General features: G+C 72.2%; 27 protein-coding genes. 13 read left to right on the forward strand and 14 right to left on the reverse strand.

Annotated features, from left to right (window positions below):
• Positions 1 to 76 precede the first annotated feature (76 nt).
• The gene (locus CFI00_RS19605; protein WP_207082652.1) at positions 77 to 646 is read left to right on the forward strand and encodes a DUF402 domain-containing protein; all 570 of its coding nucleotides are present in this window, start codon (positions 77 to 79) and stop codon (positions 644 to 646) included.
• On the opposite strand, the gene CFI00_RS19610 is transcribed toward CFI00_RS19605, so the two are convergent.
• The gene (locus CFI00_RS19610) at positions 624 to 2039 is read right to left on the reverse strand and encodes a threonine/serine exporter family protein (RefSeq protein WP_242532517.1); all 1416 of its coding nucleotides are present in this window, start codon (positions 2037 to 2039) and stop codon (positions 624 to 626) included. The two genes, CFI00_RS19605 and CFI00_RS19610, sit on opposite strands and share 23 nt — an antisense overlap.
• A gap of 79 nt (positions 2040 to 2118) precedes the next feature.
• On the opposite strand from CFI00_RS19610, the gene CFI00_RS19615 reads away from it, so the two are divergent.
• Positions 2119 to 3252, forward strand: a complete 1134-nt coding sequence (locus CFI00_RS19615) for a glutamate--cysteine ligase (RefSeq protein WP_207082653.1) — start codon at positions 2119 to 2121, stop codon at positions 3250 to 3252.
• Between the two features lie 119 nt (positions 3253 to 3371).
• Complete coding sequence (locus CFI00_RS19620; protein ID WP_207082654.1) at positions 3372 to 4781, forward strand: wax ester/triacylglycerol synthase family O-acyltransferase; 1410 nt, start codon at positions 3372 to 3374, stop codon at positions 4779 to 4781.
• A 10-nt stretch (positions 4782 to 4791) separates the two neighbouring features.
• Here the strand turns inward: CFI00_RS19620 and CFI00_RS19625 are convergent, their stop codons facing one another.
• Positions 4792 to 5997, reverse strand: a complete 1206-nt coding sequence (locus tag CFI00_RS19625) for a site-specific DNA-methyltransferase (protein WP_242532518.1) — start codon at positions 5995 to 5997, stop codon at positions 4792 to 4794.
• A gap of 91 nt (positions 5998 to 6088) precedes the next feature.
• Between CFI00_RS19625 and CFI00_RS19630 the strand changes: the two genes are divergently transcribed.
• A complete protein-coding gene (locus CFI00_RS19630; RefSeq protein ID WP_207082655.1) occupies positions 6089 to 7534 on the forward strand; it encodes a phosphodiester glycosidase family protein in 1446 nt (481 codons plus the stop codon).
• 7 nt (positions 7535 to 7541) lie between these two features.
• Here the strand turns inward: CFI00_RS19630 and CFI00_RS19635 are convergent, their stop codons facing one another.
• On the reverse strand, positions 7542 to 8147 hold the full coding sequence (locus CFI00_RS19635) for a hypothetical protein (protein WP_207082656.1): 606 nt from the start codon (positions 8145 to 8147) through the stop codon (positions 7542 to 7544).
• Between the two features lie 118 nt (positions 8148 to 8265).
• Between CFI00_RS19635 and CFI00_RS19640 the strand changes: the two genes are divergently transcribed.
• A complete protein-coding gene (locus CFI00_RS19640; protein WP_207082657.1) occupies positions 8266 to 9252 on the forward strand; it encodes a (p)ppGpp synthetase in 987 nt (328 codons plus the stop codon).
• 35 nt (positions 9253 to 9287) lie between these two features.
• Positions 9288 to 10481 carry an ionic transporter y4hA gene (locus tag CFI00_RS19645; RefSeq protein WP_207082658.1) on the forward strand — a complete coding sequence of 398 codons (1194 nt, stop codon included), beginning with the start codon at positions 9288 to 9290 and terminating at the stop codon, positions 10479 to 10481.
• Positions 10482 to 10526: 45 nt separating this feature from the next.
• Here CFI00_RS19645 and CFI00_RS19650 read toward each other — a convergent pair whose 3' ends face one another.
• Genes CFI00_RS19650 through CFI00_RS23910 form a run of 5 tightly spaced genes read right to left on the reverse strand, consistent with a single transcriptional unit; the run spans position 10527 to position 16115 of the window.
• Positions 10527 to 11363 carry an ABC transporter substrate-binding protein gene (locus tag CFI00_RS19650; protein WP_207082659.1) on the reverse strand — a complete coding sequence of 279 codons (837 nt, stop codon included), beginning with the start codon at positions 11361 to 11363 and terminating at the stop codon, positions 10527 to 10529.
• Positions 11364 to 11367: 4 nt separating this feature from the next.
• Positions 11368 to 11964: an ATP/GTP-binding protein gene (locus CFI00_RS19655; RefSeq protein WP_056599054.1), complete on the reverse strand. Its 597-nt coding sequence runs from the start codon at positions 11962 to 11964 to the stop codon at positions 11368 to 11370.
• Positions 11945 to 12316 (reverse strand): DUF742 domain-containing protein, encoded by a 372-nt coding sequence (locus CFI00_RS19660; RefSeq protein ID WP_207082660.1) that lies wholly within the window; start codon positions 12314 to 12316, stop codon positions 11945 to 11947. The genes CFI00_RS19655 and CFI00_RS19660 overlap by 20 nt, the downstream gene beginning before the upstream one ends.
• 14 nt (positions 12317 to 12330) lie before the next feature.
• Complete coding sequence (locus CFI00_RS19665; RefSeq protein WP_207085631.1) at positions 12331 to 12738, reverse strand: roadblock/LC7 domain-containing protein; 408 nt, start codon at positions 12736 to 12738, stop codon at positions 12331 to 12333.
• 29 nt (positions 12739 to 12767) lie between these two features.
• Positions 12768 to 16115: a sensor histidine kinase gene (locus CFI00_RS23910; protein ID WP_207082661.1), complete on the reverse strand. Its 3348-nt coding sequence runs from the start codon at positions 16113 to 16115 to the stop codon at positions 12768 to 12770.
• Positions 16116 to 16447: 332 nt separating this feature from the next.
• Here CFI00_RS23910 and CFI00_RS19675 point away from each other — a divergent pair, with 332 nt between their 5' ends.
• Positions 16448 to 17650 (forward strand): endonuclease, encoded by a 1203-nt coding sequence (locus CFI00_RS19675; RefSeq protein ID WP_207082662.1) that lies wholly within the window; start codon positions 16448 to 16450, stop codon positions 17648 to 17650.
• Between the two features lie 2 nt (positions 17651 to 17652).
• Here the strand turns inward: CFI00_RS19675 and CFI00_RS19680 are convergent, their stop codons facing one another.
• The 4 genes from CFI00_RS19680 to CFI00_RS19695 form a co-directional block, all read right to left on the reverse strand.
• A complete protein-coding gene (locus tag CFI00_RS19680) occupies positions 17653 to 18336 on the reverse strand; it encodes an AIM24 family protein (RefSeq protein ID WP_207082663.1) in 684 nt (227 codons plus the stop codon).
• A gap of 67 nt (positions 18337 to 18403) precedes the next feature.
• Positions 18404 to 19885 carry a cryptochrome/photolyase family protein gene (locus CFI00_RS19685; protein ID WP_207082664.1) on the reverse strand — a complete coding sequence of 494 codons (1482 nt, stop codon included), beginning with the start codon at positions 19883 to 19885 and terminating at the stop codon, positions 18404 to 18406.
• A 25-nt stretch (positions 19886 to 19910) separates the two neighbouring features.
• Positions 19911 to 20123 carry a DUF2945 domain-containing protein gene (locus CFI00_RS19690; protein WP_207082665.1) on the reverse strand — a complete coding sequence of 71 codons (213 nt, stop codon included), beginning with the start codon at positions 20121 to 20123 and terminating at the stop codon, positions 19911 to 19913.
• A 53-nt stretch (positions 20124 to 20176) separates the two neighbouring features.
• Entirely contained in the window at positions 20177 to 20740 is a 564-nt protein-coding gene (locus CFI00_RS19695) for an XRE family transcriptional regulator (RefSeq protein ID WP_207082666.1), read from the reverse strand.
• 67 nt (positions 20741 to 20807) lie between these two features.
• On the opposite strand from CFI00_RS19695, the gene CFI00_RS19700 reads away from it, so the two are divergent.
• Both CFI00_RS19700 and CFI00_RS19705 read left to right on the forward strand, forming a co-directional pair.
• Positions 20808 to 22382, forward strand: coding sequence for a bifunctional NAD(P)/FAD-dependent oxidoreductase/class I SAM-dependent methyltransferase (locus CFI00_RS19700; RefSeq protein ID WP_207082667.1), 1575 nt, complete (start codon positions 20808 to 20810; stop codon positions 22380 to 22382).
• Positions 22383 to 22416: 34 nt separating this feature from the next.
• Positions 22417 to 22905 (forward strand): TspO/MBR family protein, encoded by a 489-nt coding sequence (locus tag CFI00_RS19705; RefSeq protein WP_207082668.1) that lies wholly within the window; start codon positions 22417 to 22419, stop codon positions 22903 to 22905.
• A 41-nt stretch (positions 22906 to 22946) separates the two neighbouring features.
• Here the strand turns inward: CFI00_RS19705 and CFI00_RS19710 are convergent, their stop codons facing one another.
• Both CFI00_RS19710 and CFI00_RS19715 read right to left on the reverse strand, forming a co-directional pair.
• Positions 22947 to 23483, reverse strand: coding sequence for a gluconokinase (locus CFI00_RS19710; RefSeq protein WP_207082669.1), 537 nt, complete (start codon positions 23481 to 23483; stop codon positions 22947 to 22949).
• Positions 23480 to 24847 (reverse strand): GntP family permease, encoded by a 1368-nt coding sequence (locus CFI00_RS19715; RefSeq protein WP_242532914.1) that lies wholly within the window; start codon positions 24845 to 24847, stop codon positions 23480 to 23482. The genes CFI00_RS19710 and CFI00_RS19715 overlap by 4 nt, the downstream gene beginning before the upstream one ends.
• A 143-nt stretch (positions 24848 to 24990) precedes the next feature.
• Between CFI00_RS19715 and CFI00_RS19720 the strand changes: the two genes are divergently transcribed.
• The 4 genes from CFI00_RS19720 (at position 24991) to CFI00_RS19735 (ending at position 26760) form a co-directional block, all read left to right on the forward strand.
• Positions 24991 to 25308: a WXG100 family type VII secretion target gene (locus CFI00_RS19720; RefSeq protein ID WP_207082671.1), complete on the forward strand. Its 318-nt coding sequence runs from the start codon at positions 24991 to 24993 to the stop codon at positions 25306 to 25308.
• The gene (locus tag CFI00_RS19725) at positions 25305 to 25604 is read left to right on the forward strand and encodes a WXG100 family type VII secretion target (protein ID WP_207082672.1); all 300 of its coding nucleotides are present in this window, start codon (positions 25305 to 25307) and stop codon (positions 25602 to 25604) included. Before CFI00_RS19720 ends, CFI00_RS19725 begins: the two co-directional genes overlap by 4 nt.
• An 89-nt stretch (positions 25605 to 25693) precedes the next feature.
• Entirely contained in the window at positions 25694 to 25975 is a 282-nt protein-coding gene (locus CFI00_RS19730; RefSeq protein ID WP_207082673.1) for a hypothetical protein, read from the forward strand.
• Positions 25976 to 26022: 47 nt separating this feature from the next.
• Entirely contained in the window at positions 26023 to 26760 is a 738-nt protein-coding gene (locus tag CFI00_RS19735; protein WP_207082674.1) for a matrixin family metalloprotease, read from the forward strand.
• Positions 26761 to 26769: the final 9 nt, after the last annotated feature.

A 26769-nucleotide genomic window follows, 5' to 3' on the forward strand; every position in this document is an offset into this window, starting at 1 on the left:
GTCGCCTTCAGCGCGAGGAAGCGCCCGGTCACCAACTCTCAGCGCGACGAAGTGCCCGGTCGCTAGGTTGTCGGGCATGGAGCCCGGGACCCAGATCCGCTGCGAGATGACGAAGTGGGGCGAGCGGCCGCACTGGCAGTTCGCGGGGATCTTCCTCGGCACCGACGAGCACGGCGAGTGGCTCGGCTTCCCGGCGGGCACCCACAACCGGCGTCCCGGCTACGAGTTCCACTCCGAGGTCGACTGCGTGACGTTGGTGCCGTCCGACGGGTGGTACGCCGCCACCTTCCACGCTCCGGGCATCTGGTGCGACCTCTACGTCGACATCGCCACGCCCGGGCGCTGGGACGGCACGGTGCTACGGGCGGTGGACCTCGACCTCGACGTGATCCGCATGTCCGACCCGCTCCCGGCGTCGGTCTACGCCGAGGCCGAGAAGGCGGGCCGGGTGGCGGGCGAGGTGTTCGTCGACGACGAGGACGAGTTCGCCGAGCACCAGGTCGCCTTCGGCTATCCCGCCGACGTCGTCGAGGCCGCGCAGGCCGGCTGCGACGAGGTCCTCGCGGCCGTGCGCGCCGGCGAGGCGCCGTACGACGGGACGCACGAGCGCTGGCTCACCGAGCTCAGCCGTCTGACTGCTTCCTGACCGCCCGCCGCTCGGCGCGGGTCATCGCGCGGAACGGTCCGACCAGGCGCGGGCCGGCGAGCCGGCTCTCGAGCCTGCGGGCCTCGCGCTTCAGCGGCTGGGCGACGTACTCCCCCAGGATCACTCCGGAGGCCAGCGCGATGGCGACCGAGATCGCGGTCATCAGCGCCAGGATCCCCTGGGAGACGAAGTAGCCGCCGTCGGCGAGGAACGTCAGGCCGCGGTAGATCGACAGACCGGGCAGGAACGGCACGATCGCGGGGACCGCGACGACCAGCGGGGGCACCCGCACCCGGCCGGCGACGGCGTAGGCGACGAGACCGATGAAGAACGCCGCCATCCCGGCGCCCGCCACCCGGCCGAAGCCGTTGAGCTCGACGGCCTGGGAGACGAGCGCGGCCGTCGCCGTGGTCACGGCGATCGGCAGCACGGCGCGGCGCGGGGCGTAGCAGGCGACGCTGAAGGCCGCCGCCGAGACGGCAGCCCCGGCCAGCACGAACGGGAGCTCGGAGATGCTGCCGAGCTTGCCGGGCACCAGCCGGCCGAGCTCGAAGCCGAGGGTGTCGGCGACCGAGATGCCCAGCGCGACGCCGGCGATGATGCCTGCGGTCGACATCATCGCCTCGATGAGGCGCGCGCTCGAGGTGAGGTAGAAGCCGGTGAGCGCGTCCTGCACCGCACCCATCAGGCCGATGCCGGCGAGCAGCATGATGATGTTGGCGGTCACCGCGAGCGACGGATCGACCTCGATCGGGGTGGCGGCCACCCCCGCGGCGAGCAGCGTGGCGATCGCGCCGCCGGCGACCTGGAGGTAGAAGAACGGCAGCCGCCGACGGGCCAGCACGATCTGCACCCGGTCGATCAGCGTGGCCGAGACGGCCGCCACCACCGACACCACCAGGCCGCCACCGAGGAAGACGCCGACCGCCGCGGCCATCACCGCCCACGCGACGGTCACCGCCCAGCGCGGGAAGGCGTGGCCGAGCGAGACGATGGTGGCCATCCGGGAGCGCGCGAGGTAGAGGTCGGCCCGGTCGGTGAGGATGTCGCGCACGAGGTGGTCGACGGCGGTGAGGTCCTCGTAGTCGATGTCGCGCTGCTGCACGTGGCGCATCATCAGCATCGGTACGTCGTCGGGCGAGCGCTGGAAGCTCATCGACAGCGCCGTGAAGGTCACGTCGATCTCGGCCTGGCGCAGCCCGAGGTGGTCGGCGACCGAGCGCATCGTGGCCGTGACGTCGGCGGCACCCGCTCCCGAGGAGAGCAGCATCTCCCCGATCCGCAGGCACAGGTCCATCGTCAGGTGCACCTCGCGAGCGGCCTCGGCGCGCGCGGCGGCCTCGGCCTCCTCGGTCGGTTCGCTGTCTCCGGAGAAGCTGTCGTGCTGGTCCACCGGGCCATGCTCGCACCGCCGTCCGGCCCACGGTCACAGGGGTGAGCCCCGCCCGGGGACCGCTCCCTAGAGTGGTTGCATGCGTATCGACTTCCACGCGTCGCAGCGGCCCACGCTCGGCGTCGAGTGGGAGCTCTCCCTCGTCGACCGGGTCACCCGCGACCTGGTCAGCGTCGCCTCCGAGGTCCACGAGCTGGCCGGCGGCCGTCTCGACGACCCGACCCGGCTCCACAAGGAGCTGCTGCGCAACACCGTCGAGGTCGTGACCGGCATCTGCGACACCGTCGGTGAGGCCGTCGTCGACCTCCGCGACACCCTCTCGGTCGTCGTGCCGGCCGCCCAGGAGCTCGGCGTCGACCTGCTCGGGGCCGGCTCGCACCCCTTCGCCGACTGGTCGCACCAGCAGCTCACCGAGGGCCACCGCTACGCCGAGCTCATCAACCGCACCCAGTGGTGGGGCCGCCAGATGCTCATCTGGGGCGTGCACGTGCACGTCGGGATGCCCGAGCGCGACCGGGTGATGCCCGTGCTCGCCTCGCTCCTGACGACGTACCCGCATCTCCTCGCGCTGTCGGCGAGCTCGCCGATCTGGGCCGGGCAGGACACCGGCTACGCCTCCAACCGGGCGCTGATGTTCCAGCAGCTGCCGACCGCCGGGCTGCCGTTCACCTTCGACACGTGGGCCGAGTTCGAGGCCTGCATCGCCGACCAGACCACGACCGGGATCATCGACTCGATGTCCGACGTGCGCTGGGACCTGCGGCCCGCGCCGCACCTCGGCACGCTGGAGAACCGCATCTGCGACGGCATGTCGGACCTCGGCGAGGTCGCCGCCCTCACCGCCCTGATGCACTGCCTCGTCGTCGACCTCGACACCCGCCTCGCTGCCGGCGAGACCCTCCCGACGCTGCCGCCGTGGCAGGTCCAGGAGAACAAGTGGCGCGCCGCGCGCTACGGCCTCGACGCGATCGTGATCCTCGACGACACCAACCGCGAGCGCCTGGTCACCGACGACCTCGACGACCTGCTCGAGCGGCTCACACCCGTGGCGAAGCGCCTGGACTGCGAGGCAGAGCTGCGCACCGTCGCCGACATCCCGCGGCGCGGGGCGTCCTACCAGCGTCAGCGGGCCGTCGCGCACGAGTCCGGCGGCGACCTGGTCGCCGTCGTCGACGCCCTGGTCGCCGAGCTCGCCCACTCGCTCGAGGCCTGACCCGCAGCTCCCTGCACCGAGCCGTCGCTGGACGGCGCCCTTGTGGCTGTCGTCACCGGACGAGAGGATGCCCCGACGACCTCGACCCGGGGGACGAGGCGCACGCGGAGGAGAACCCAGTGGTGGACCCGATCGACCCGACAGCGACCGGCTTCCTGCTCGCGGAGAACCGCAACATGCCGATGCACGTCGGCGGGCTCCAGCTCTTCGAGAAGCCCGAGGGCGCGGGCCGCGGCTACGTCCGCGAGATGTACGAGCAGATGCGCGACGTCGAGCAGGTCGCTCCCCTCTTCCTCAAGCACCCGCACCGCTCCGTGCGTACGGCGGGCCAGCTGGTGTGGCAGCCCGACGAGCAGTTCGACATCGAGCACCACGTGCGTCACAGCGCGCTGCCCAAGCCCGGCCGGATCCGCGAGCTGCTCGAGCTGTGCTCGCGCCTGCACAGCACCCGCCTGGCGTGGGAGCGGCCGCTGTGGGAGGCCACGGTGATCGAGGGCCTGCGCGACGGCCGGGTCGCGATGTACACCAAGACCCACCACGCGCTCGTCGACGGCGTCTCTGCGATGCGCCTGCTCGCCAGCGTGCTCTCGACCGACGCCGACGAGCGCAACATGCCCGCCCCGTGGGCGATGCGGCCGCGCGCGCCGCGCCAGCAGGAGCCGAGCGACGACGGCGGTGCCTCGCTCGCCGACGTCTCGGCCGCCACCGTGCGTACGGCGCTCGCGATCGCGTCCGAGGCGGCCGGGATGCCCGGCGCACTGGTGCGCACCCTCAACAAGAGCGTGCGCAACGAGACCTCCGCGCTGTCGCTCTACGCCCCCCGCACGATGATCAACCAGAACATCACCGGCTCGCGCCGCTTCGCCGCCCAGGACTGGCCGGTCGAGCGGCTGCGGGCGGTCGGCAAGGCCACCGGCACCACGATCAACGACGTCGTGCTCGCGATGGTGAGCGGCGCGATGCGCACCTACCTGCTCGACATGGACGCGCTGCCCGAGACGACGCTGGTCTCGATGGTCCCCGTCGGCCTCAACGCCAAGCAGTCGCAGCTCGCGTCCTCCGACGGCGGCAACGCCGTGGGCGCGGTGATGGTGCAGCTCGGCACCCATCTCGCCGACCCGGCCGACCGGTTGACGGCGATCAACAAGTCGATGAAGGACGGCAAGGACGGGCTCTCGGCGATGACGCCGACCCAGATCCTCGCGATGAGCGCGCTCGGCCAGGCGCCGGCGATCCTCGGCCCGGTCTTCCGGATGCAGGGCATCGTGCGCCCGCCCTACAACCTCATCGTCAGCAACGTCCCCGGCCCCCGCACCACCCACTACTGGAACGGCGCGAAGCTCACCGGCACCTACCCCCTGTCCATCCCGATCAACGGCATGGCGCTCAACATCACCTGCACCTCCTACGACGGCAAGATGTGCTTCGGCCTGACCGGCTGCCGCCGCACCGTCCCGAGCCTGCAGGTCCTGCTGACCCACCTCGACGACGAGCTGAAGGCCCTCGAGCGCGCGGCCGGCGTCCGCTGAGAGGCCCCCTCTACTCAACCACCGAGGGGACCACCGCAAGGCCGCCGCCGACCTGCTCGGCGACCGCGGCGAGGCGGGCCCGGGTGATGTCGGCGACGGTGGCCAGGCCGGCGAGCTGGGCGTTGGAGCCCGGGCGGGTGGGTTCGGTGGAGTTGATGCTGATGCACCGGCGGGTGCCGCCGTCGGCGGCGTTGGCGAGCGCGACGGCGTGGCCGGTGGTCCCGCTGCCGGCGAAGGGGTCGAGCACGACGGCGTCGCTGGGCAGGGTGGCGAGGATCCGGCGCACGAGCCCGGTGGGCTTCGGCGACTCGAAGACGTGGCCGACCAGCGCCTTGAGCTCGGCGACGGCGGTGTCGGTGGAGCCGATCTCCTCGGCCAGCCAGATGGTGCGCAGCTTCTTGCGCCGTCCGCCCTCGCGGTGCAGCCAGTCGCGCTGGAAGATGTCGGCCCGCTCACCGGTGCGCCCGCGGATGACCCGGCACTCGAGGTCGTCGGGGCGCTCGTCGACCCGCGGCCGCGACCACCGCCACACCGCCGGCCGGCCGTCGCCGAAGACGGGGGTGAGCGCCCTGCTGCCGGGGAACTCGGTGGTGGCCACGCGGCCGGTCTCCGGGTCGCCGTACAGCGCGAAGTGCAGGGTCGGGGCGGTGAGCGGGTTGAACTTCTTGTTGGTGTTGCGCAGCGGCAGGTAGCGGAAGCGGCGCCCGTCCGGGGTGCTGAGCGGGAAGTCCGACTCGTCGACCGAGTCGGTGGTGCTGCCGTCGACGGCGCACGCGGGCAGGTGTCGGGCGTACGCCAGGACGTACTCGTGGCTGGTCGCGAAGCCCCGGCCGAGCTGGCGGCCCTTGGGGTTGAGGTTGACCACGATCTGCGCCAGGAAGTTGGCCTCGCCGAAGACCTCGTCCATCAGCAGTCGCAGGTGCGCGGCCTCGTTGTCGTCGATGCTGACGAAGACCGCACCGTGCGGGGCAAGGACCGCGCGCACGGCCTCGAGGCGCGGGCGCATCATCGCGGTCCACGCGGCGTGGCGCCCGGCGAAGGGGTCGGCGTGCGAACCGTCGCGGAAGCGGTCGGCGTAGGCGAAGTCGTTGCCGGTGTTGTAGGGCGGGTCGGTGTAGACGACGTCGACCGACCCGGGCTCGAGCCGCGGCAGCACGTCGAGGTTGTCGGCGGCGTGGAGGGTGTTCCACACGGCGGGTTCGGGCTCGACGGGCACGAGCCGCAGCCTAGGCGCAGGCGTACGCCGCTCAGCGGCAGTTCGTCCCAACAATCCCACGAGTCCCACAACGTCCTTTACTCTGGAACGCGTGTCCGTCTTCTCGCGCCGCCCTGCTGCCTCCCCGTCGACCTCACCGTCGACCTCCCGGCCGACCTCGCCGCTGACCCGCACCCGGCTCCTCACCATCGCCACGGCCGGCGTGCTCGTGGCGGGACTGGGCGTCGGGCCGTCGGTCGCCGACGAGAATGGCGGCACCAGCGACACCGCCTCGGCCCGCGGCAGCCTGTCCGGGGCGCAGGGCGGCTACCGGGGACGCAACCAGACCTCCGACGGCAAGCCCGGCACGGTCGTCGGTCCCCCGCCGAGCCTCCGCGGACGCTCGGTGCAGGTCAAGAACGACGTCAGCTACCAGATCGCCCCCGGCGTCGTGCTGCGCGAGTGGGACCAGGTCGACGGCCGCCAGCCGATCGGTCAGGTGCGGATGAACCTCGTCACCGTCGACCTCGACGCACCGAACATCTCGTTCGAGGAGCTGTCACCGAAGTACGTCACGAAGCGCAACACGGTCAGCCAGCTCGGCCGCTGGAACGGCGTCCTCGGCGCGGTCAACGGCGACTTCTTCGACATCAGCGAGACCGGGGCGCCGCTCGGCGTCGCGATCCACCACGAGCGCGGCATCCTCAACGCCGCCCGCGAGGGCTGGATCCCGGGGGTGAACTCGTCGTTGTGGTTCGACACCACCGGTCCGCACGTCAGCCCGCTGACCGTCCAGTACACGATCCGTCAGCGCCGCGCCTGGACCGTCAGCGGCCTCAACCACCCCGAGGTGCCGAGCGGCCAGATCGGCGTCTTCACCCACGACTGGAACCGCACGTCGGGCAACGACGTGCTCCCCGCCGACAAGAAGCGGGCGCGCGAGGTCGTGCTCTGGAAGAACCGGGTCGTTTCCAACCGACCCAAGCTCTCCGACGGGCGCAAGATCCGCAAGAACAACCGGGTCCTGGTCGGCGTGGGCCCGGCCGCGGCCAAGCTCGCGCAGCTCAAGCCCGGCAAGAAGATCACCCTGTCCAAGCGGATCGAGGGAGGCCGGCCGACGGTGGCCATCAGCGGCGACCGGCCCCTGCTGGTCAACGGCCTCCGGAGCGTCATCAACAACACCATCGCCCACCCCCGCACGGCGGTCGGCATCGACGCCGACGGCCGCCGGCTGCTGATCCTCGTCGTCGACGGCCGGTCCGCCTCCAGCCGCGGCTACACGATGGTCGAGCTCGCCGACCTGATGACGGCGCTCGGTGCGGAGAACGCCCTCAACCTCGACGGCGGCGGGTCGTCGGCGATGTACACCCGCACCGGCACGGGTGCGATGGGCATCGTCAACGAGCCCTCCGACGGCGGTGAGCGCCTGGTGCCCAACGCGTTCGGTGTGGTCTACCACGCACCGCTGCCGCCGGTGGTGCCGATCCTGCCGCCGACGGTGCCCCCCACGCCCACGCCCACGCCCACCGTCACACCCACGCCGACGCCGACTCCCTGACGGACGCTCAGGCGTTCGGCGCGGCGAAGAGCACGACGTACGTCACCGGCGCCAGGCACTGCACGGTGCTCTTCGGCAGCGCCGGGACGACCTCGAACCCGGCCTCGCCGGCCTCGATCGCCACGCTCGTCGGGGCCTCGCAGCCGATGTGCGCGACGGCGCCGTAGGGCGTGGCGTCGGGCGACTCCGCAGCGAGGTCCGCCACGGCGGCGGAGACGCTCTCCCCCAGCCCGGAGCGCAGCTCGACGGCGAAGTCCGCGACGGCCTGCTCGGTGTCGAGCGCGAAGGCGAGCGTGGAGACCGAGCCGCCACCCTCGGTCGCGGCGACCACCGTCGCCTCGGCGACCCCGGCCGAACCGGTCGCCTCCACCGTCTGGATGTTCGGGTCCGACGACCCGCTCGTCGGATCCTCGGTCGGCTCGGGCTCCGAGGGGCTCGGCGTGCTGGAGGAGCCGACGTCGGACGAGGGAGCCGGGTCGGTGGCGGTGTCCTCGGCCGCGTCGTCACCGCAGGCGGCCAGCCCGGTCGCGAGACCGAGGGCGACGACCGCGCCAGCGGCGGCGCGACGGCGTACGGCGGGGGCGGGCTGGCGGGTACGCGTCCGAGTAGTCATGGTGGTCAGACGTTAGCCACGACCGGCCGGATCCCGGGTGAGGCGGGGCGGTTCGCCGGGCGTGCCGTCGACGCCGCGACACCCCGACTGGCAGGCTGGGCGCCATGGAGGACCCCGCATGAGCGAGCAGGAGCCGGTGCGCGAGGCCGTACGCGCCTATGCGGCCCTGCAACCGCAGCTCGCGTCGGCCACCCAGGCCTACGTCGCCCTCATCCAGGTCCTGCTCGACGACGCCGGCATCGACTACCTCAGCGTCACCGGCCGCACGAAGAGCGTCGCGTCGTTCGCGGCGAAGGCCAACCGCACCGATGGCGGGCGCCCCCTCTACCCCGACCCGCTCGACCAGATCACCGACCAGATCGGCGTCCGCGTGATCACCTACGTCCACAGCGACGTCGCGGCGGTCGCCGAGGTCCTCGACGACGAGCTGGTGATGCTCGACGACCGCGACCTGGGCGAGGAGACGGCCCGGTCCGGTCGCTTCGGCTACGCCAGCCGGCACCTGCTGGTCGAGACCCGGCCCGGCGCCGAGCTGCCGGTCCTCGAGGGGCACCGGGCGAGCGTCCAGGTGCGCACCGTGCTCCAGCACGCGTGGGCGGAGTTCGAGCACGACATCCGCTACAAGGGCAACGTCCCCGAGGACGCCGCCGCCGACCTCGACCGCCGCTTCACCCTCGCCGCCGGGCTCATCGAGCTCGCCGACCGCGAGTTCGCCACGATCCGCGAGCGCATCCAGGCCGCCGCGCCCGGCAGCACCACCGAGCCCGAGGCCGACCGCATCGTCGGCCAGGACCTCGCGACCTTCCTCGCCGGCCACTACAGCGACGCCGGCTGGTCGCACACCGACCACTACGACTGGATCGCCGACCTCCTCACCCAGCTCGGCATCGACAGCATCGACGACCTCGCCGACCTCCTCACCTCCGTCGACGCCGACGCGGTGATCCGCCGGATGGGCTACCGCTACCCCGCCGGAGCCGTACGCCGCCTCGACGACGCCCTGCTCGCGATCTTCGGAGAGCAGTACGTCACCCTCGCCGGCAACAGCCACCGGGTGCCGCTGCTGCGCGCGCGGCTGGAGAAGCTGACGACACCCGAGACCTGAGAGGCGCGCTCAGGTGCGCGCCCTAGGGTTGCGCCATGAGCCGCCCTTCCTGGACGACCCTTGCCCCGATCGTGGCCATCGTCGCCCTCGTGCCGGCCTGGTTCGCCCATCCCGAGGGGATCGTGCTCGGTGCGCTCGCGGTGCTGCTGGTGGCCGCCGTGCTCGCCGCGGTGCACCACGCGGAGGTCGTCGCGCACCGCGTCGGCGAGCCGTACGGCTCGTTGGTGCTCGCGGTCGCGGTCACCATCATCGAGGTGGGGCTGATCGTCACCCTGATGGTCACCACCGACAAGGACACCGCCGGCCTGGCCCGCGACACCGTCTTCGCCGCGGTGATGATCACCCTCAACGGCATCGTCGGCATCTCGCTGCTGGTGGGCGCGCTCAAGCACCACCTCGCGGTCTTCAACCCCGAGGGCACCGGCGCCGCGCTGGCGACCGTGATCGCGCTGGCCGTGCTCTGCCTGGTGGTGCCGTCGGTGACCACGTCCGAGCCGGGCCCGGAGTTCACCGGAGCCCAGCTGGCCTTCGCCGCCATCGCGTCGCTGGTGCTCTACGGCATGTTCGTCTTCACCCAGACCATCCGGCACCGCGACTTCTTCCTCCCGGTCGCTCCGGGGCAGTACGTCCCGATGGTGGCCACCAGGGCCGAGGCTGCCCTCGCCGCGTCGGACCGCGCCGCCGAACGGCAGTCCGGGCGCGAGGCGGCCGCCGACGGCTTCGAGCACGAACCCGTGGACCTCGACGAGGACGGTCACGCCGACCCGCCCAGCGACCGTGCCGCGCTGGCCAGCCTGGGCCTGCTCGTCGTCTCGCTGGTCGCGGTCGTCGGCCTGGCCAAGGTCGAGTCCCCGGCCATCGAGTCCGGCGTCGCGGCGCTCGGCTTCCCGCAGGCGGTCGTCGGTGTCGTGATCGCCCTGCTCGTGCTCGCCCCCGAGTCGATCGCCGCGGTCCGCGCGGCGGCCCGTGAGCGGGTGCAGGTGAGCCTGAACCTCGCCCTCGGCTCTGCGATGGCTTCCATCGGGCTGACCATCCCGGCCATCGCGGTCGCGAGCATCTGGCTCGACGGGCCGCTCGAGCTCGGGCTCGACCAGCTCCAGACGGTGCTCCTGCTGCTGACCGCCGCAGTCTCGATCCTCACCGTCGTGCCGGGGCGCGCCAAGCCGCTGCAGGGCGGCGTGCACCTGGTCCTCTTCGTCTCGTTCCTGTTCCTGACGATCGCGCCCTGAGGGAGGTGGCCGGGGCACCGCTCGTGGCGGGCTCCCGGAGGAGGCTCAGCCGAAGTACCGGCCGTAGATCTTGTCGTAGGTGCCGTCTTGGCGCAGGTCGGCGAGCACGCTGTTGATCTGGCGCAGGAGCGGGATGTTGCCGTCCTTCTTCACCGCCATGCCGTACTGCTCGCCGGTGTCGAACTCGCGGGCCAGCTTCAGCCGCGGGTTGTCGGAGACGAACTGTCCCGACACCGTGTTGTCGAGCATCGCAGCGTCGAGCTCGCCGGCGGCGAGCGCCGCCTGCAGGCCGGCCGCGTCGTCGTACGCCGTCACCTGGGTGCTGGCGGGGGCGAAGTCGCTCAGGTAGGTCTCGCCGGTGGTGTCCTTCTGCACGCCGACGCGCTTGCCGGCGAGCTCCTCGACCGCGTCGAGGCCCGAGCCGCGGGGCGTGATGAGCGCCTGCTTGGCGTCGAAGTAGGGGCTGGAGAAGTCGAGCACGCGCGCCCGCTCGCCGGTGATGGTCATCGCGGAGATGGCCACGTCGCAGACGTCGTTGTTGAGCGAGTCGCCCGAGGTGATGTCGTCGAAGGACACGTCGATCACGTCGAGGTCGGCCTCGAGCGAGTCGGCCACCGTGCGGATGAGGTCGATGTCGAAGCCGGTGGGCTTGCCCTTCTCCTCGTACTCGAAGGGCGCGTAGGGCATGTCGGTGCACACCGTCAGCGCGCCCTCGAAGACCAGGGAGACCTCGGTCAGGGAGTCGGCCGACTCCCCGCTGGCAGCACCACCGCAGGCACCCAGCGTGGCCATCAGCGCCACGGAGGACAGGACCGCCGCGGCGGTGCGGGCGGGCCGGCGGAGGACGGGCCCACGGAGGACGGGAGAGCGACGGACGGTCATGGGTTCAGTTCGCATTCACGGTGAGCGACTCACGAAGCCGCATGAGCGAGTATTCGGTGATCTTCACGAGCGCGCCCTTGGCCTGCTCGCGGTCGCGGGCGTCGAGGCTGATGATCGGTACGTCGGCAGGCAGGGCCAGCGCGGCGGCGATCTCCTCGGCGGGGTAGCGCGGGACGCCGTCGAACTCGTTGACGGCGACGATGAAGGGGATGCCCTTGGACTCGAAGTAGTCCAGGGGCGAGAACGACTCGTCGAGGCGCGCCACGTCCACCAGCACGATGGCGCCGATGGCGCCGCGGCACAGGTCGTCCCACATGAACCAGAAGCGCCGCTGGCCGGGCGTGCCGAAGAGGTAGAGGACCAGGTCCTCCGCCAGCGTCAGTCGACCGAAGTCCATGGCCACGGTGGTCGTGGCCTTCGTGGGCACGGCGGCGAGATCGTCGACGCCCTCGGACTCGTTGGTGACGAGTGCCTCGGTGCGCAGCGGGTCGATCTCCGACACGGCGCCGACGAGCGTCGACTTGCCGACGCCGAAGCCGCCAGCGATGACGATCTTCGTCGACGCAGCAGCTCGCTGTGCCTTAGTAGTTTCGAAGTCCACGGAGGGTCCTTTCGATGAGCTCGAGACGCTCATCTGTCGACGACTTGTCGGTGATGGTGGCCTGGATCCGGATGAGTCCCTGCTCGATGAGGTCGCCCAGCAGCACCCGGGTGACGCCGATCGGCATCTTGGTGAGGGCCGAGACCTCGGCCACGGATCGGCGGTCGCAGACCTCGAGAACCTGCGCGGCAGAAGGGGAGAGGACGGGCGCCTCCGCACCAGCCTGGAGGCGCAGCGTGGCCTCCATGGCCAGGTCGACACTGGTGGCCGTCCGACCTGCGGTGATGGTGTAGGACCGGATCAGTCGGGGGCGGTAGGCGCCCTCGTCCTCCGGTTCGTGTGGCGGCGTCATGGCGGTGTGCGGACTCAGCCGCCCGTACCGACGCGGGCCTGGGCCTCGACGGTACGTCCCACGCGGTCCACCAGCAGGGCCATCTCGTAGCCCACCTGGCCGATGTCGGCCTCCTCGGTGGTGAGGACGGTGAGGTTCGACCCGTCACCGACGCTCATCAGCATCAGGAAGCCCATCTCCATCTCGACGATGGTCTGCATCACCGAGCCGCCCTCGAAGAGGCGGGCGGCGCCGACCGCGAGGCTGGCGAGGCCGGAGGAGACGGCGGCGACCTGCTCGGCCCGCTCACCGGGGATGCTGGTGCTCGAGGCCATGAGGAGGCCGTCGGCGGAGACGAGGATGGCGTGCGCGGCGTCGGGAACCTCCTCGACGAAGCGCGACATCACCCAGTCGAGGTCGCGGTCGTCACCGGCGTTGTTCATGCCGACGGCGGGGGCGGCGGATTCGTGCGTCATGCGGGGCCTGCTTCCGTGTGCTGAGGGGGACTTTGGGCTGCTCGGCGACCGCGGGAGACACCCGCGGTGTGGGCCTGGAGGCGGCGGCGGATCGCCTCGGGGTCACGCGTCTTGGCCGCCGTGGGCGGGGTCACGCTACCGGGGACCAGGCGCTCCCCGGGAGCACGTCGCGGCAGTCCGGTGACGGTGGACTCGGCCACCGGCACCTCCTCCGCGGCCTTCTCCGCGATCTCCCAACCGCGGTCGATCTCGGTGTGGTGGAACTCGCCCTCGCCCTCGCTGGCGAGCCAGCCCGAGCGCATCGACTTGAAGATGGGCGAGTCGCTGCCGGCACGCACCGTGGCGCCGTTGCCGGTGCCGTTGGCCGCGTGACCGTTGCTGCCGTTCCCGTTGGTCGCGAGGCTGGTGGTGGCCAGCGGCGCGGGGGCGTACGCACTGCCGAGGACGTCGGCGCCGTACGCCGCCGCAGCGGGCTCGCGCACCGGCGCGGGCGCCTCCTCGGCGACCGGCACGGGCTCGGGCTCGGGCTCGGGCTCGGGCTCGGGCTCGGGCTCGACCTGGGCCACGACGGGCTCGGGCTCGACGGCGGCCGGCGCGGGCACGGTCTCGGGCCGTGAGCTGCCGAGGCCCAGCGGGTCGTCGACGTCGACCTCGACGTCGGGACGCCGGGTCGCGGCGACGGCCGTCTGCTCAGGCTCGACCTTGACCTCGGGCTCGACCTCGGGCTCAGGCTCCGCCTCCGCGGCGGGCTGCTGCGGGGCGTAGGCGTCGTCGGGCAGCGGGTCCGACAGCGGGTCCGAGAGGGGGTCCGAGAGCGGGTCGGCGGCCCGGGCGGGCTCCTCGACCGGCTCCTCGGTGCTGACGGCGGGCTGAACCTCGGGCTGTGCGGCGGGCGGGGCAGCAGGCTCGGGAGCCGGCGTGGGCTCCGCGGTCCGCGCCTCGGTGCGGGCGTCCTCGACGGCCTGTGCCCGCTGGCGCGAGGCCAACGCGGTGATCGGGACGACGGAGGCGACCTTCTCGGCCGTTCCGGCCCCGGTGTCCGACGCGGTGGCGGGCACCGGCGAGGCGTCCGCGGCCGGCTCGGCGCGCTTGCCGAACAGCGGGCCCGTGGCGCCGGAGGTCTCCGGCGGCAGGAAGGCGTCGGCGCCGGTGCGCGGGATGTTGGCGCCGGGTTCGCGACGGGGCAGCAGGCTCTCGAGCGAGGGCCGGTCCGGGGTCGGGGCGGACGCAGCGGCGGCAGGTGCGGCGACGGGCGCGGCGGCGGGCTCCGGGGTGGCGGGTGCGGTCGGGGCGGCCACGGGCGAGGCGGCAGCCGGCCGAGCGGGCTCCTCGGCGACCTTCGCGGCAGACGTGTCAGCGGCCTTCCCGGCAGCCTTGGCCTGCGCCTTCTCCACGCGGGCCCGGTTGCGGGCCTCGCGCTTGGACTCGGTCCTCGCGGCGACGGCGGAGGTGTCGAGGGTCTCGGCCACCGGCGCAGCGCTCGTGGCAGCGGCGACGGCCGGGGCAGCGGCAGGTGCGTTGGTCTGCGGCAGGTCGGGCAGCACCGACGGCGGGAGCACGACGGAGGCCGTCATGCCGCCACCGGGGTTGCGCGCCAGGCTGGCGGTGATGCCGTGACGCTCGGCGAGGCGCGAGACCACGAACAGGCCCATGCGTCGGGCGGTGTCGGGCGTCGCCTCGGCACCGTGGCGCAGGTCGCTGTTGAGCTGCTCCAGCTCGGCCGGGGGCACGCCCAGGCCGGAGTCGGTGATGGTGATGGTGACGCCGTCGTCGCCGAGCTTGGCCGCCAGGCGCACCGGCTCGGCGGGCGGCGAGAAGCTGAGCGCGTTGTCGACGAGCTCGGTGAGCAGGTGGACGACGTCGGGCGCGGCCTCGTCACCCACGCGGGTGCTGAGGTGCGACAGGATCTGCACGCGCTGGTAGTCCTGCACACCGGAGGTCGCGGCCTGGAGGGCCTCGCCGACGGTGAGGCTGAACTGCCCGGCCGCACGGTTCGGCGCGTCGGCCAGGATCAGCAGCGAGTCGGCCGTACGCCGCATGCGCGAGGCGAGGTGGTCGAGGCGGAAGAGCGACTCGAGGCGCTTGGGGTCTTCCTCGTCGTGCTCGAGGCGCTCGATCTGCGCGAGCTGCTGGTTGACCAGCGAGGTCGAGCGGCGCGACAGCGTCACGAACATCGCGTTGACCGTCTGGCGCAGCTGGGCCTCACCCGAGGCGAGGTGGATGGCCTGGCGGTGGAGGTCGTCGACCGCCCGCGCGACCTGGCCGATCTCCTCGTTGGTGGTGACGTCGATCGTCCTGATCGGCTCGGGCTCCTGGCCGGCACGGATCCGGGCGACGGCGTCGGGCAGGCGGTGGCGGGCCACGGCGAGCGCGCCCTCACGGACCTTGCCGATCGGCTCGAGGAGGCTGCGGGCCACGAAGAGCGCCAGGAAGACCGCGGCGGCGAGGGCCAGCAGCGTGAGGACCGCGCCGACGAGGGCGTTGCGCTGGGCGTCGGAGGCGGCCTGGTCGAGGGTCTCGGTCACGCCGGTGACCAGCGTCTGGGTGATCTCGTCGTAGGGCACGTAGGCGTCGCGACCGTCGAGGTTCGTGGCGGAGTCGTCGCGGATCTGGCCCGCGTGGCGGGTGTTCTGCGTACGCAGCAGGGCGGTCTGGTCGTCCGCGCCCTCGACGGAGCCGGCGAGACGGTCGATGGCCGCGGCCTCCACGCCGATCTCCGAGAAGAGCTCCTGCGAGCTCGACTGCGACAGCGAGGTGGCGATGAGGCCCTGCTGGAGGGCCAGCGACAGCCGGCCGCTCATGGCCTGCGAGATCTGCTCGAGGCGGGGCTCGGGGGTCTCCTGGGCGGCGTTCACGCTCGTGATGAGCTGCGAGACGCTCGACTCGAGCTGGCGCACGAGGGCGATCCACGTGGCGGGACCGAGGTTCTCGGCGCCGACGCCGCGCATCGCCTGGCTGAGGTCGAGCAGCGCGTCGACGTGGGCGGTCTGGCGCTCGTCGAGGTCGGCGGAGTCACGCGCCTGGACGAGCGTCTCCGCCGAGCTGGCGATGTCGCTGATGGAGTCGATGAGGTCGCCCTGGCTGGCCGCGCTGTCGGTCTGCGCGGCGACCATCGCGGCCTCCGCGGCGGTCAGGTAGTCGATCGCCGGCTGGATGACGGTGACCTGTTGGGCACTGCTCGCGGCCTGGCGGGAGTCGCTGTAGTCGCTGGTGACGCGCAGCCCGCCGAGCACGGCGGCGAGCAGCAGCGGGATGGCGAGCGCGAGGGCCATCTTGCGGCGCAGCGGCCATCCTGCGACCGAGAGACCCGCGCCCCGGCGGGGCTGGGCTGCATCTTGAGTCATGTGTGCCTCGCGATTGGTGAGCGACTTCGACGATGAAACGTGCCCCGGGGGGACCGGAGCAGACTCAACCTAAAGAGTCCCGCGACATTCCGTGGCGTTTTGGCAGAACTGTGGTGTTCAGGGTGTAAGGGGGTCTAGCGCAGTGCATCTGAGCGTGCGGAGCGTCCCACCGACACCACTGGCACCACCACTGCTGTGTCCAGAGCGTGGGAAGTGACAGGTGGGTCACCCGTCCTGCGCCTCCCCTGCGATCCGCGCTGACGATTTCTGGACACTTCCCTGACATCTCGGACCTCTTCCCTCCGCCTCCGCGGTGCGGCACGATCACCGCCATGACCCTCCTTCTCGGGAAGGGCCGCTCCCGCACGAGCGCCCTTGTCACCTCTCTCGCCCTCGCCCTGTCCCTCTCCCTCTCGCTGGCCCTGTCGCTCGCGGTGCCGGTGCTGGTGCCGTCGGCCACCGCCCCGGCCACCGCCGCCACGCCGCTCACCGTCAGCCAGGCCATCGGACAGCAGACCGGCGCCAGGCAGACCGTCCGTGGCTACGTCGTCGGGCAGCCGACCGCCACGAACACCGTCGTACGCTCCGGCTTCCCCAACGACTACGCGCTGGCGATCGCCGACTCCCCCTCGACGACGAGCACGTCGTCGATGCTCTACGTGCAGATCCCCTCGACCTTCCGCTCGCAGTGGGGCCTGCGCACCAACCCCTCGCTGATGGGCAAGCAGATCGACGTCACCGGCGCGCTGTCGGCGTACTTCTCCCACCCGGGCGTGACGAGCACGTCCGCCTTCGCGCTCGCCGGTGGCGGGACCACCGAGCCGCCGCCCGCCGGTGGCACCAGCCCGTGGGACTCCACCTACTACGCCCCGGCCGTCGGCAAGTCCGCCACCGCGCTGCGCACCGCGCTGCACGACATCATCGACAACCACACGAAGCTGTCGTACGACGCGGTGTGGACCGCACTGAAGGACACCGACCAGGACCCCGACAACACCGCCAACGTCATCGAGCTCTACACCGGGCGCTCGATCTCGAAGTCCAGCAACGGCGGCAGCACCGGCAACTGGAACCGTGAGCACGTGTGGGCGCAGTCGCGCGGCGGCTTCACCACCAGCGCCGGGCCGGGCACCGACCTGCACCACATCCGGCCCGAGGACGTCACCGTCAACAGCATCCGCGGCAACAAGGACTTCGACAACGGCGGCTCCGCCGTCTCCGGCTGCAACGACTGCTGGACCGACTCCAACTCCTTCGAGCCGCGCGACGCGGTCAAGGGCGACGTGGCGCGGATGCTGCTCTACATGGCGATCCGCTACGAGGGCGGCGACGGCTTCAACAACCTCGAGATGAGCTCGACGGTCGGCTCGTCCTCCACGCTGATCGGCGACCTCGAGACGCTGCTCGCCTGGCACTCCGCCGACCCGGTCAACACCTTCGAGATGCGGCGCAACGACCGCATCCACGCCCAGTGGCAGGGCAACCGCAACCCCTTCATCGACCACCCGGAGTGGGCCGCGGCCATCTGGAACTGAGGTCAGCCGCCCGAGCCGTGGCTGTGGGGCGGCACGACCGGCCCCTCGGAGGGCTGCACCACGACGAAGCCGGGACCCTGGAAGGCGTACTGGAAGGCCTCACCGGTGCCGCCGCGCAGCATCGACTTCATGTTCATCGAGTTGACCACCTGCGGCACCAGGCCGGCCGACCAGCAGACCGCAGCGTTGATGTCGACGAAGGTCGGCGTCTGCGAGCAGTCGAGGATCAGCGGCTGGCCGTCGCTGGTGAGCGCCACGGTGCCGTGGCCCTGGACGAGGGTGTTGAACATGCCGCCGCTCATCATCCCCGCGCCCTTGACCCGGTGCACGTCGTACTCGAGCGAGGCGTCCATCGCCAGCAGCGCGCTGCCGTTGACCGAGAGCCCGTCGCCCTCGAGGCCGACGAGGAAGACGTCCTTCGCGGCGTCGGCGAAGAAGACCTCGCCCTGACCGGCGACGGTCATCAGCGGGGTGTCCTCCGAGGTCACCAGCCGGCGCATCATCTTGCCGATGGAGCCGGCCGACTTGTGCTCGAAGCTCACCTGGCCCTGGTAGGCGATCATCGATCCCTTGGCCGCGAGCACCGGCTCGCCGAGCACCACGCGCAGCGTCTTGCGGTGGTGGAGGCTGAACCGCTCGGCGGTCGCGTTCTCCTGGTTGGCCCGGTCGAAGAGCTCGCTGCGCATGTGTCCCCCAGTGGTCGTGTCGGCGGCGGCCCGATCGGCCGCGTCGGCGCGAGCCTAGCGATTCGGCTCAGGGTGCGCGGTTGCCGCGCGCGTCCTCCTGGGCGAGGAGCCCGTCGAGGTCCTTGAGCCGGTCGAGCCCGTTGACCGCACGGGCCATCCGGTGGTTGCCGGCGAAGGTCTCGCGGTGCCGGTCGAGGAACCACCAGTAGCCCGCGGTGAACGGGCAGGCGTCCTCGCCCACCCGCACCTTGGGATTGAAGCGGCACGAGCCGCAGTGGTCGGACATGGTGTTGATGTAGGCGCCGCCGGACGTGTAGGGCTTGGTCGCCATCACCCCGCCGTCGGCGTGCTGGGACATGCCCACCACGTTGGGCACCATCACCCAGTCATAGCCGTCGACGAAGGCCCGGTGGAACCAGTCGGTGACCTGCGTCGGCGCCCACCCGCGCTGGAGGGCGTACGAACCCAGCACCATGAGCCGCGGGATGTGGTGCACCCAGCCGTGCTCGGCGACCTTGTCGAGGGTGTGGGAGAGGCAGCGGGCGTCGGTCGCGGCGCCGTCGAGCTCGGCGAACCACTGCGGCATGCGCTCGGTGGCCCGCAGCGCGTTCTCCCGGCGGTAGTCGTCGCCCTGGTGCCAGTAGAGGTGCCACACGTAGTCGCGCCAACCGATCACCTGGCGCACGAAGCCCTCGACGCTGGCGATCGGCGCCGCACCGCTGCGGTAGGCCGCCTCGGCGCGCTCGACGACCTCGAGCGGCTCGAGCAGGCCGAGGTTCATCGGGGCGCTGACGAGGCTGTGGGCCATCCAGTCGTCGCCCTCGAGGATCGCGTCCTCGTGGGCGCCGAACTCGGGGAGACGGTGCTCGACGAAGTGGTCGAGGGCGGCGAGCGCCTCGCGGCGCGTGGCGGCGAACCGGCGTGGGCCGTCGCGCCCGATGGTCTCGATGCCGAGGTCGCGCTCCCACCGGTCGAGGTCCTCGCGGACCTCGGCGTCGATGTCGTCCTCGGTCGGCCACCACGGCTCGGTGACGCCGAGGGTCGTCGCCCCCTTGGGCGCGGGCTCGCGGTTGTCGTGGTCGAAGTTCCACCTCCCGCCGGCCGGCTCCGCGCCGTCGACCAGCACACCGTGGGCGAGCCGGGCGCGGCGGTAGAAGTCCTCCATCAGCAGCCGCTTGCCACCCCGTCCCTCGGCCCAGCGCTCGAAGTCCTCCCGGGCGGTGGCGAACCCGCGCGGTGACAGGACGGTCGCACCGAGCCGCTCGACCAGCCCGAGCGCGGCGTACGACGTCGGGTGCAGGACCTCGACCTCGTCGCGCTCCTGCACCTCGCGCACGACCTCGGCGTAGGTCCCGGACTGCACGTAGGTCAGCCGGTCGCCGAGGTCGGCGGCGCGGTGCCGCATCGCGCTGAGCACGAGGTGCGCCTTGGCGCGGTGGAAGCGCCGGCGGCGGAAGACGCCGGTCGACTCCACGATCAGCAGCCGACCGCGGTGGTCGTCGACGAAGTGCGGGCCGAGCTGGTCGCCGAAGAGCCAGCGGGTCGTCATGCCCGCCAGCCTAGGAGCGTGCCCCTCAGGCGCGCTCGACCTCGCTCTCGAGCTTGAGCACGGTGGTGCCGTCCTCCTGCTCGATGACGTAGGCCGGGTCGTCGTCGCTGCCGTGGCGCGTGACCTCGTTGCCCTTCGTCGTGCGGGAGACGTCGTCGTGGTGGACCTCCTTCACGGTGCCCTCGGCCCACGAGGAGCCCCACTTCCACTTCACTGTCGTGCCGGTGCGGATCGCCATGCGCCCACGGTGCCACCGGGCACCGACACCGGCCTCACCCCGGGGCATGCCTCTCAGGAGCGCACGTGCATCCGCTCCCCCTGCGGCCCGAAGATCGCCAGCACCTCGGCGGGCGTGGGGCCCGGATTGCCGATCCAGTGCGGCGTACGGGTGTCGAACTCGACGACCTCGCCGGGCTCGAGCTTCAGGTCACGCGTGCCGAGGACCAGCCGGACACGCCCGCTGAGGACGTAGAGCCACTCGTAGCCCTCGTGGGTCTGCAGCGTGGGCGACGGGTCCCCCCGGTCGACCGGCATGACCATCTTGAACGACTGCAGCCCGCCCGGGCGCCGGGTGAGCGAGATGAAGGTGCGCCCGTGCCGCACCACCGGCTTCGAGCGGATCCGGGGGTCGCCGGTCTCGGGGGCGTCGACGAGCTCGTCGAGGGCGACCCGGTGGGCGCGAGCCAGCGGGAGCAGCAGCTCGAGGGTGGGCTTGCGCTGCCCCGACTCCAGCCGGGAGAGCGTGCTCACCGAGATCCCGGTCTCCTCGGCGAGGTCGGTCAGCGTCGCCTCCCGCTCCAGCCGCAGCTGGCGCAGCCGGGGTCCGACGTTGCGCAGCACTCCCTCGTCATTCATGCGGCTAGTTTGCCATTACGGCAATGATGTTTGTCAATACTGCGAAGGCCTGTGCATCATCGTCTGCATGAGCGATGACATGACTTTCGACGTGGTGGCGGTCGGCGGCGGCGTGGCCGGCCTGAGCGGTGCGATGGCCCTCGGCCGGTCGCGGCGTTCCGTGCTGGTGATCGATGCCGGCGAGCCCCGCAACGCCCCTGCCGACCACGCGCACAACTACCTCGGGCGCGAGGGCGTCCCTCCACTCGACCTGCTCGAGATCGGCCGCGCCGAGGTGGCGGCGTACGGCGTCGAGGTGCTCGCCGACCGCGTGGTGGGCCTGTCCGGGGAGGCGGGCTCCTTCCTCGTCACGACCGAGGGCGGCCGCCGCGTCACCGCACGCCGCATCCTGGTCGCGGGTGGCGTGAGCGACGAGCTGCCCGACGTGCCCGGGCTCGCCGAGCGGTGGGGCAAGGACGTGCTGCACTGCCCCTACTGCCACGGCTGGGAGGTCCGCGACCAGCGGATCGCCGTCCTGGGCACCACCCCGATGGCAGGTCACCAGGGCCTGCTCTTCCGCCAGCTCTCCGACGACGTGACCCTCGTCGTCTTCGACGACGTCCAGCTGCCCGTCGAGGAACTGGAGAAGATGACCGCCATCGGCGTGCGGGTCGTGCACGGCACACCGCAGGAGGTCGTGGCCACGGACGACGGCGACGCGCTCGTCGGGCTCCGCCTCGCCGACGGCACGATGCTCGAGCGCGACGCGATCGTGGTGGCCTCGATGCCGCACGTGCGCGTCGACTACCTCGGCCCGCTCGGCATCGAGCCGGCGCCGTTCGAGATGAACGGCGTCGCCTACGGCTCGGTCGTCCCGGTTGAGCCGACCGGTGCCACCTCGGTGCCGGGCATCTTCGCCGCCGGCAACGTCACCGACATCTCGATGGTCCTCATCGCGTCCGCGGCGCACGGCGTCCGCGTCGGCGCGTGGATCAACGCCGAGCTCGCGGGCGAGGAGGCGGCGGCCGCAGTCGCGGAGCGGCGGGACAGCATCTTCGAGCGGCCCGCGTGGGAGGAGCGCTACTCCGGCGACAAGGTCTGGAGCGGGCGGGTCAACGTCCAGCTCGCGGCAGAGGCGGCCGACCTCGCGCCGGGGCGCGCGCTCGACGTCGGCTGCGGGGAGGGCGGCGACGCCCTGTGGCTGGCCGAGCGGGGCTGGCAGGTCACGGCGTCGGACTTCGCCGAGGCGGCCCTGGCCCGGGTGACGCAGCACGCCGCGGACGCCGGCGTGGGCGACCGCGTCGAGACCCGGTTGCTCGACGTGCGCACGTTCGAGCCCGACGGCGAGACCTGGGACTTCGTCACCGCGCACTTCGTGCACCTGCCCGACGGCGGCATGGTCGATGTCGTACGCCGGCTCGCCTCCGCCGTCGCCCCGGGCGGGACGCTGCTCGTCGTCGGCCACGCGCCGAGCGACGTCCACTCCGGGCTCCGTCGAGGCCACGAGTCCTTCATGCACACCGCCGACCAGCTGCTGCCAGCGCTGGGCGAGGAGTGGACGGTCGAGGTGTGCGAATCGCGGCCGCGGACCCAGCCGCACCCCGAGACCGGCGAGGAGATCGCGATCGCCGACGCGGTCCTGCGGTCCCGCCTCGACGGCTGAGGCCTGCCGCACGGACGGTCGGCATGATGGGGACATGACCTCTCGGGACATGCCCCTCGTGCCGCCCGCCCGCCAGTGGTGGACGGTCATCCCCTTCCTCGTCGCTGTCACGGTCGTGGCGGGCGTCGGCGGGCTGGCGGCCGCGTCGGCGCAGGCGACCTACCGCGCGCTCGAGCTGCCACCCTTCGCTCCTCCGGCGTGGCTCTTCGGCCCGGTGTGGTCGGTGCTCTACCTCTTCATCGCGGTCGTCGGGTGGCTGCTCTGGCGAGCCCGCGGCTGGGACGGCGTGCTGTGGCTGTGGGCCGGCCAGCTGGTCCTCAACCTCGCGTGGACACCGCTGTTCTTCTCCGCCGATCGCTACGTCCTGGCACTGGTCGACATCGCCCTGCTCGACGTCGCCGTGGCCGCGTTGATCGCACGTGCGTGGCGCACCTCGCGGGTCGCCGCGTGGCTGCTCGTGCCCTACCTCGCGTGGACCTGCTTCGCGACGGCGCTCAACGCCGGCATCGTCGTCCTCAACTGAGGCGCGCCGAGACGGGTGGGCTGGGTTGAATTGACGTCAATTCAGCCGCGGGCGTCGCCCGGCTCGAGCCCCAGGCGCGCCAGCACCAGCGCCGCGATCCGGTCCACCGGCACTGCCGGGTCGACGTCCATCCCGTGCTCGTCCGGGTGCAGCGGCTCGAGGGTGTCGAGCTGGGACTCCAGCAGGCTCGGCGGCATGAAGTGGTCGCGGGCGTTCATCCGCTCGAGGATCATGTGCTTGTCGCCGGTGGCGTGGACGAAGAACGTCCCGTCACCACCGCGCCGCAGCACGTCGCGGTAGGCCCTGCGCAGGGCGCTGCACGTGATGATCGTGGGCTCTCCCCTGTCGTCGCGCTCCGCGGTCCAGGCGGCCAGCGACTCCAGCCAGCCCCACCGGTCGGCGTCGGTGAGCGGGATGCCCTCGCGCATCTTGGCGACGTTGGCCTCGGGATGGAAGTCGTCACCCTCGGCGAACTCCCAGCCCAACCGCTCGCGGACGGCCTCGGCCACCGTGGACTTGCCCGACCCCGAGATGCCCATGAAGACGAGGTGGAGCGGCGCTTCCTGCTGCGACGTCATCCGACCGCCCACACACCCAGCGCGATCACGAAGATCGTGAGGCCGAGGGTGGTCTCCAGGACCGTCCAGGTCTTGAGGGTGGTCTTGACGTCCATCCCGAAGAACCGGCCGACCAGCCAGAAGCCCGAGTCGTTCACGTGCGAGAGCACGGTCGCGCCGGCGGCGATGGCCAGGACCAGTGCGACGAGCTGCAGCGAGGACGGGTCGGCCTCGGCCACCGCCGCGGACAGCAGGCCCGCCGTGGTGGTCAGCGCGACCGTCGCGGAGCCCTGGGCGACGCGCAGGATCGTGGCGATGACGAAGGCCGAGACGATCAGCGGCAGCCCGAGGTCCGCGAGGGAGTCCGACAGCGCCTCGCCGATGCCGCTGTAGCGGAGCACGCCGCCGAACATGCCGCCCGCGCCGGTGATGAGGATGATCGCGCAGATCGGGCCGAGCGCGTCGTTGAGCAGGCCCTCGACCTCGGCGCGCGAGTGGCGCCGGATCGCGAGGGTGTAGGTCGCCACCAGCAGCGCGATGAGAAGCGCGATCGGGGTCTGGCCGATGAAGATGAAGAAGTCCGCGACGCCGCCATCCTCCGCGATCGTCCCGTTCGTGCGCAGGGTGGTGAGGATCGTGTTGCCCGCGATCAGCAGGACCGGGAGCAGCAGGATCCCGAGCACGTGGGCGAAGCCGGGCCGGGTGCCCTCGTCGACCTCGCGGCCGCCGGTGAGCACCGAGTCGTCGACCGGGACGTGCACCTTGCCGAGCCAGCCGATCGTGACGGCGTACACGCCGACGAACCACGCGACCACGGCAGCCACGACGCCCACCAGCAGCGTGAGGCCGATGCTCGCGCCGATCTCGGTGGCGGCGGTGACCGGACCCGGGTGGGGCGGGACGATCGCGTGCATCGCGGCGAACGCGCCGGCCGCGGGCAGGGCGTACATCAGGACCGAGCCGCCGAAGCGCTTGGCGACCGAGAAGATGATCGGCAGGAAGACCACGAGGCCGGCGTCGAAGAAGATCGGCAGGCCGAAGAGCAGCGCCGCGATGCCGAGCGCGAGGGGTGCGCGCTTCTCCCCGAAGCGGCTGATCAGCGTGTCGGCCAGCACCTGCGCACCGCCGGTCACCTCCAGCAACCGGCCGATCATCACGCCGAGGCCGACGAGCAGCGCCACGGCGCCGAGCGTGCTGCCGAAGGCCGCTATCGCGACCGACGGGACGTCCGCGAGCGGCACCCCCGCTGCCACGGCCGTGCCCATGCTGACGAGCACGAGCGCCACGAAGGCGTGCATGCGCAGCACGATGATGAGGACGAGCAGGACTGCGACGGCGAGCGCGGCGATGAGCAGCAGGGTGCCCGAGCCGTAGACAGGGGTCATGGTGTCCACGAGTACTACCTCCGAGGTGGGTTGGCCTCACCCTAGGCGTCACCTCCGACGCGCGGCACCTCCGTCGGGGCACTGTCCACAGATCGCCGCGCGGGGGTGTCGCCGCAGGCGACCCGATCGCCACCATCGGAGCCATGATCCTCTCGGGAAACCTCAGCCTCGACCGCGCCGCCCACGACGCGGCCTCGTCCTCGATGTCCGCGCGCCTCGCCGAGCTCGACCAGCGCCGTCGCGCCGCAGCTGCCACGGTCGACGCGCTGCTCGCCTCCTGGCGCGGCGACGCCGCGACGCACTTCTCCTCGCGCTGGCAGGAGTGGGACGGTGCCGCCACCGACGTCGTCGACGCGCTGTCGGCCCTGCTCGGCGCGATCGACCTCGCGCGGCGCGACCTCGAGGCCACCGACACCGGCAGCGCGGCGCGCGGCGACCAGCTCTCCGGGCGGCTCGGGTGAGGGCCTACGACGTCGACCTCGACGAGCTGCGCGCTGCGGTCCTCGAGCTGGCGGCCTGCCAGCGCGGGCTGCTGGCCCTCGCCGGGGAGGTCGACGCGGCGCAGGAGCAGCTCGGCGCCGGCTGGACCGGCGTCGCGAGCAGCGCCGGGGCGGCGGCGTACGACGGCTGGCGCCGCGGCTGCGCGGACATGGTCACCGCCCTCGCGGCGCTGCGCGCCATCGCCGAGGCGGCGGACGGGCACTACTCCCGCGCCGTCGAGTCGACCGTCGCACTCTGGCGCCAGGTCTCCGCCTGACGACGGCCTACCCGCAAGACCTCCTCTGGGTTTCCTCCAGACCTCGTCAATCGGTGCATGGTCCACCCGCGGCTGGGCAGGTGAAGAGTGTGATCCCCGTAGGAGGCTTCGACCACGACCGTGTCGCGCACGCCGCGATGACGGCCCGCCGCGCTGCACGGATGAGCGAGGTCGAGGCATCGAGGCGGGAAGCCGAAGTGGCCATCGAGCGGCTGCTCGAGCAGTGGCAGGCCGACGACCTGGCCGGCACGGCGTCGGCCTACCTCTGGGACAGCACGGCGATGGAGGCGATCGACGCACTGTCCTCGCTCCTGGCGACGGTCGACCTCGCCCACGGGCCTCCGCTGATCAGTCAACGCACGCACTCGTGATCCGCGGACTCCGCACGCGCTGACCACTCCCCGGCGATACTCGTCGGGTGCCCCGCCGCCACCGCTCGACGTCCGTCTCGGTCGTCCTCACCGTGGCGCTGCTGGCAGCGATCGTGCTGCTCCACCCGTCGTCACAGATGCAGGGCGTGCGGCGCCTCGTCGGCCTCGGGGCGGAGCGCGTGCTGACCGCGCCGCCGATCGAGTCGCTCGGTGGGGCGTACGCCTTCTCCGCCACACAGCCCGGCTCCACGGCGCCGGTCGGGTGGGATCCGTGCACCGAGGTGGAGTACGCCGTGAACCCCGCCGGGATGCCCCAGGGGATGCGCCCCCTCGTCGAGCGGGCGGTCGACCGGATCTCCGCCGCGACCGGGCTGGCCTTCGAGGACGCCGGCGACACCGACCGTCGCCCCTTCACGGGCCCGCTCGTGCGGCTCGGCGGCGGCCGACCGGTGGTGATCGGCTGGGGCGACGACGCGGAGTTCCCGGGTCTGGCCGGTCCCGTCGCGGGCCTCGGCGGCGCGGCCGCCGAGGACGGCGCGCAAGGCCGGCGCTACTACGTCACCGGGGGGATCGTGCTCGACGTCGAGGCCTTCACCGACGCGGCGGTGGCCCAGCAGCCGCGGATGGTGGAGGCGATCGTGGTGCACGAGCTCGCCCACGTGGTCGGCCTCGACCACGTGGCGGAGCCGATGGAGCTGATGTACGCCGACAACACCGGTCAGGTGGAGCTGGGGCCGGGTGACCGTGAGGGTCTGGCACGGCTCGGGTCGGTGCCCTGCGGCTGACCCGGGGTC

Source organism: Nocardioides sp. S5, from assembly GCF_017310035.1.
Classification (GTDB): domain Bacteria; phylum Actinomycetota; class Actinomycetes; order Propionibacteriales; family Nocardioidaceae; genus Nocardioides.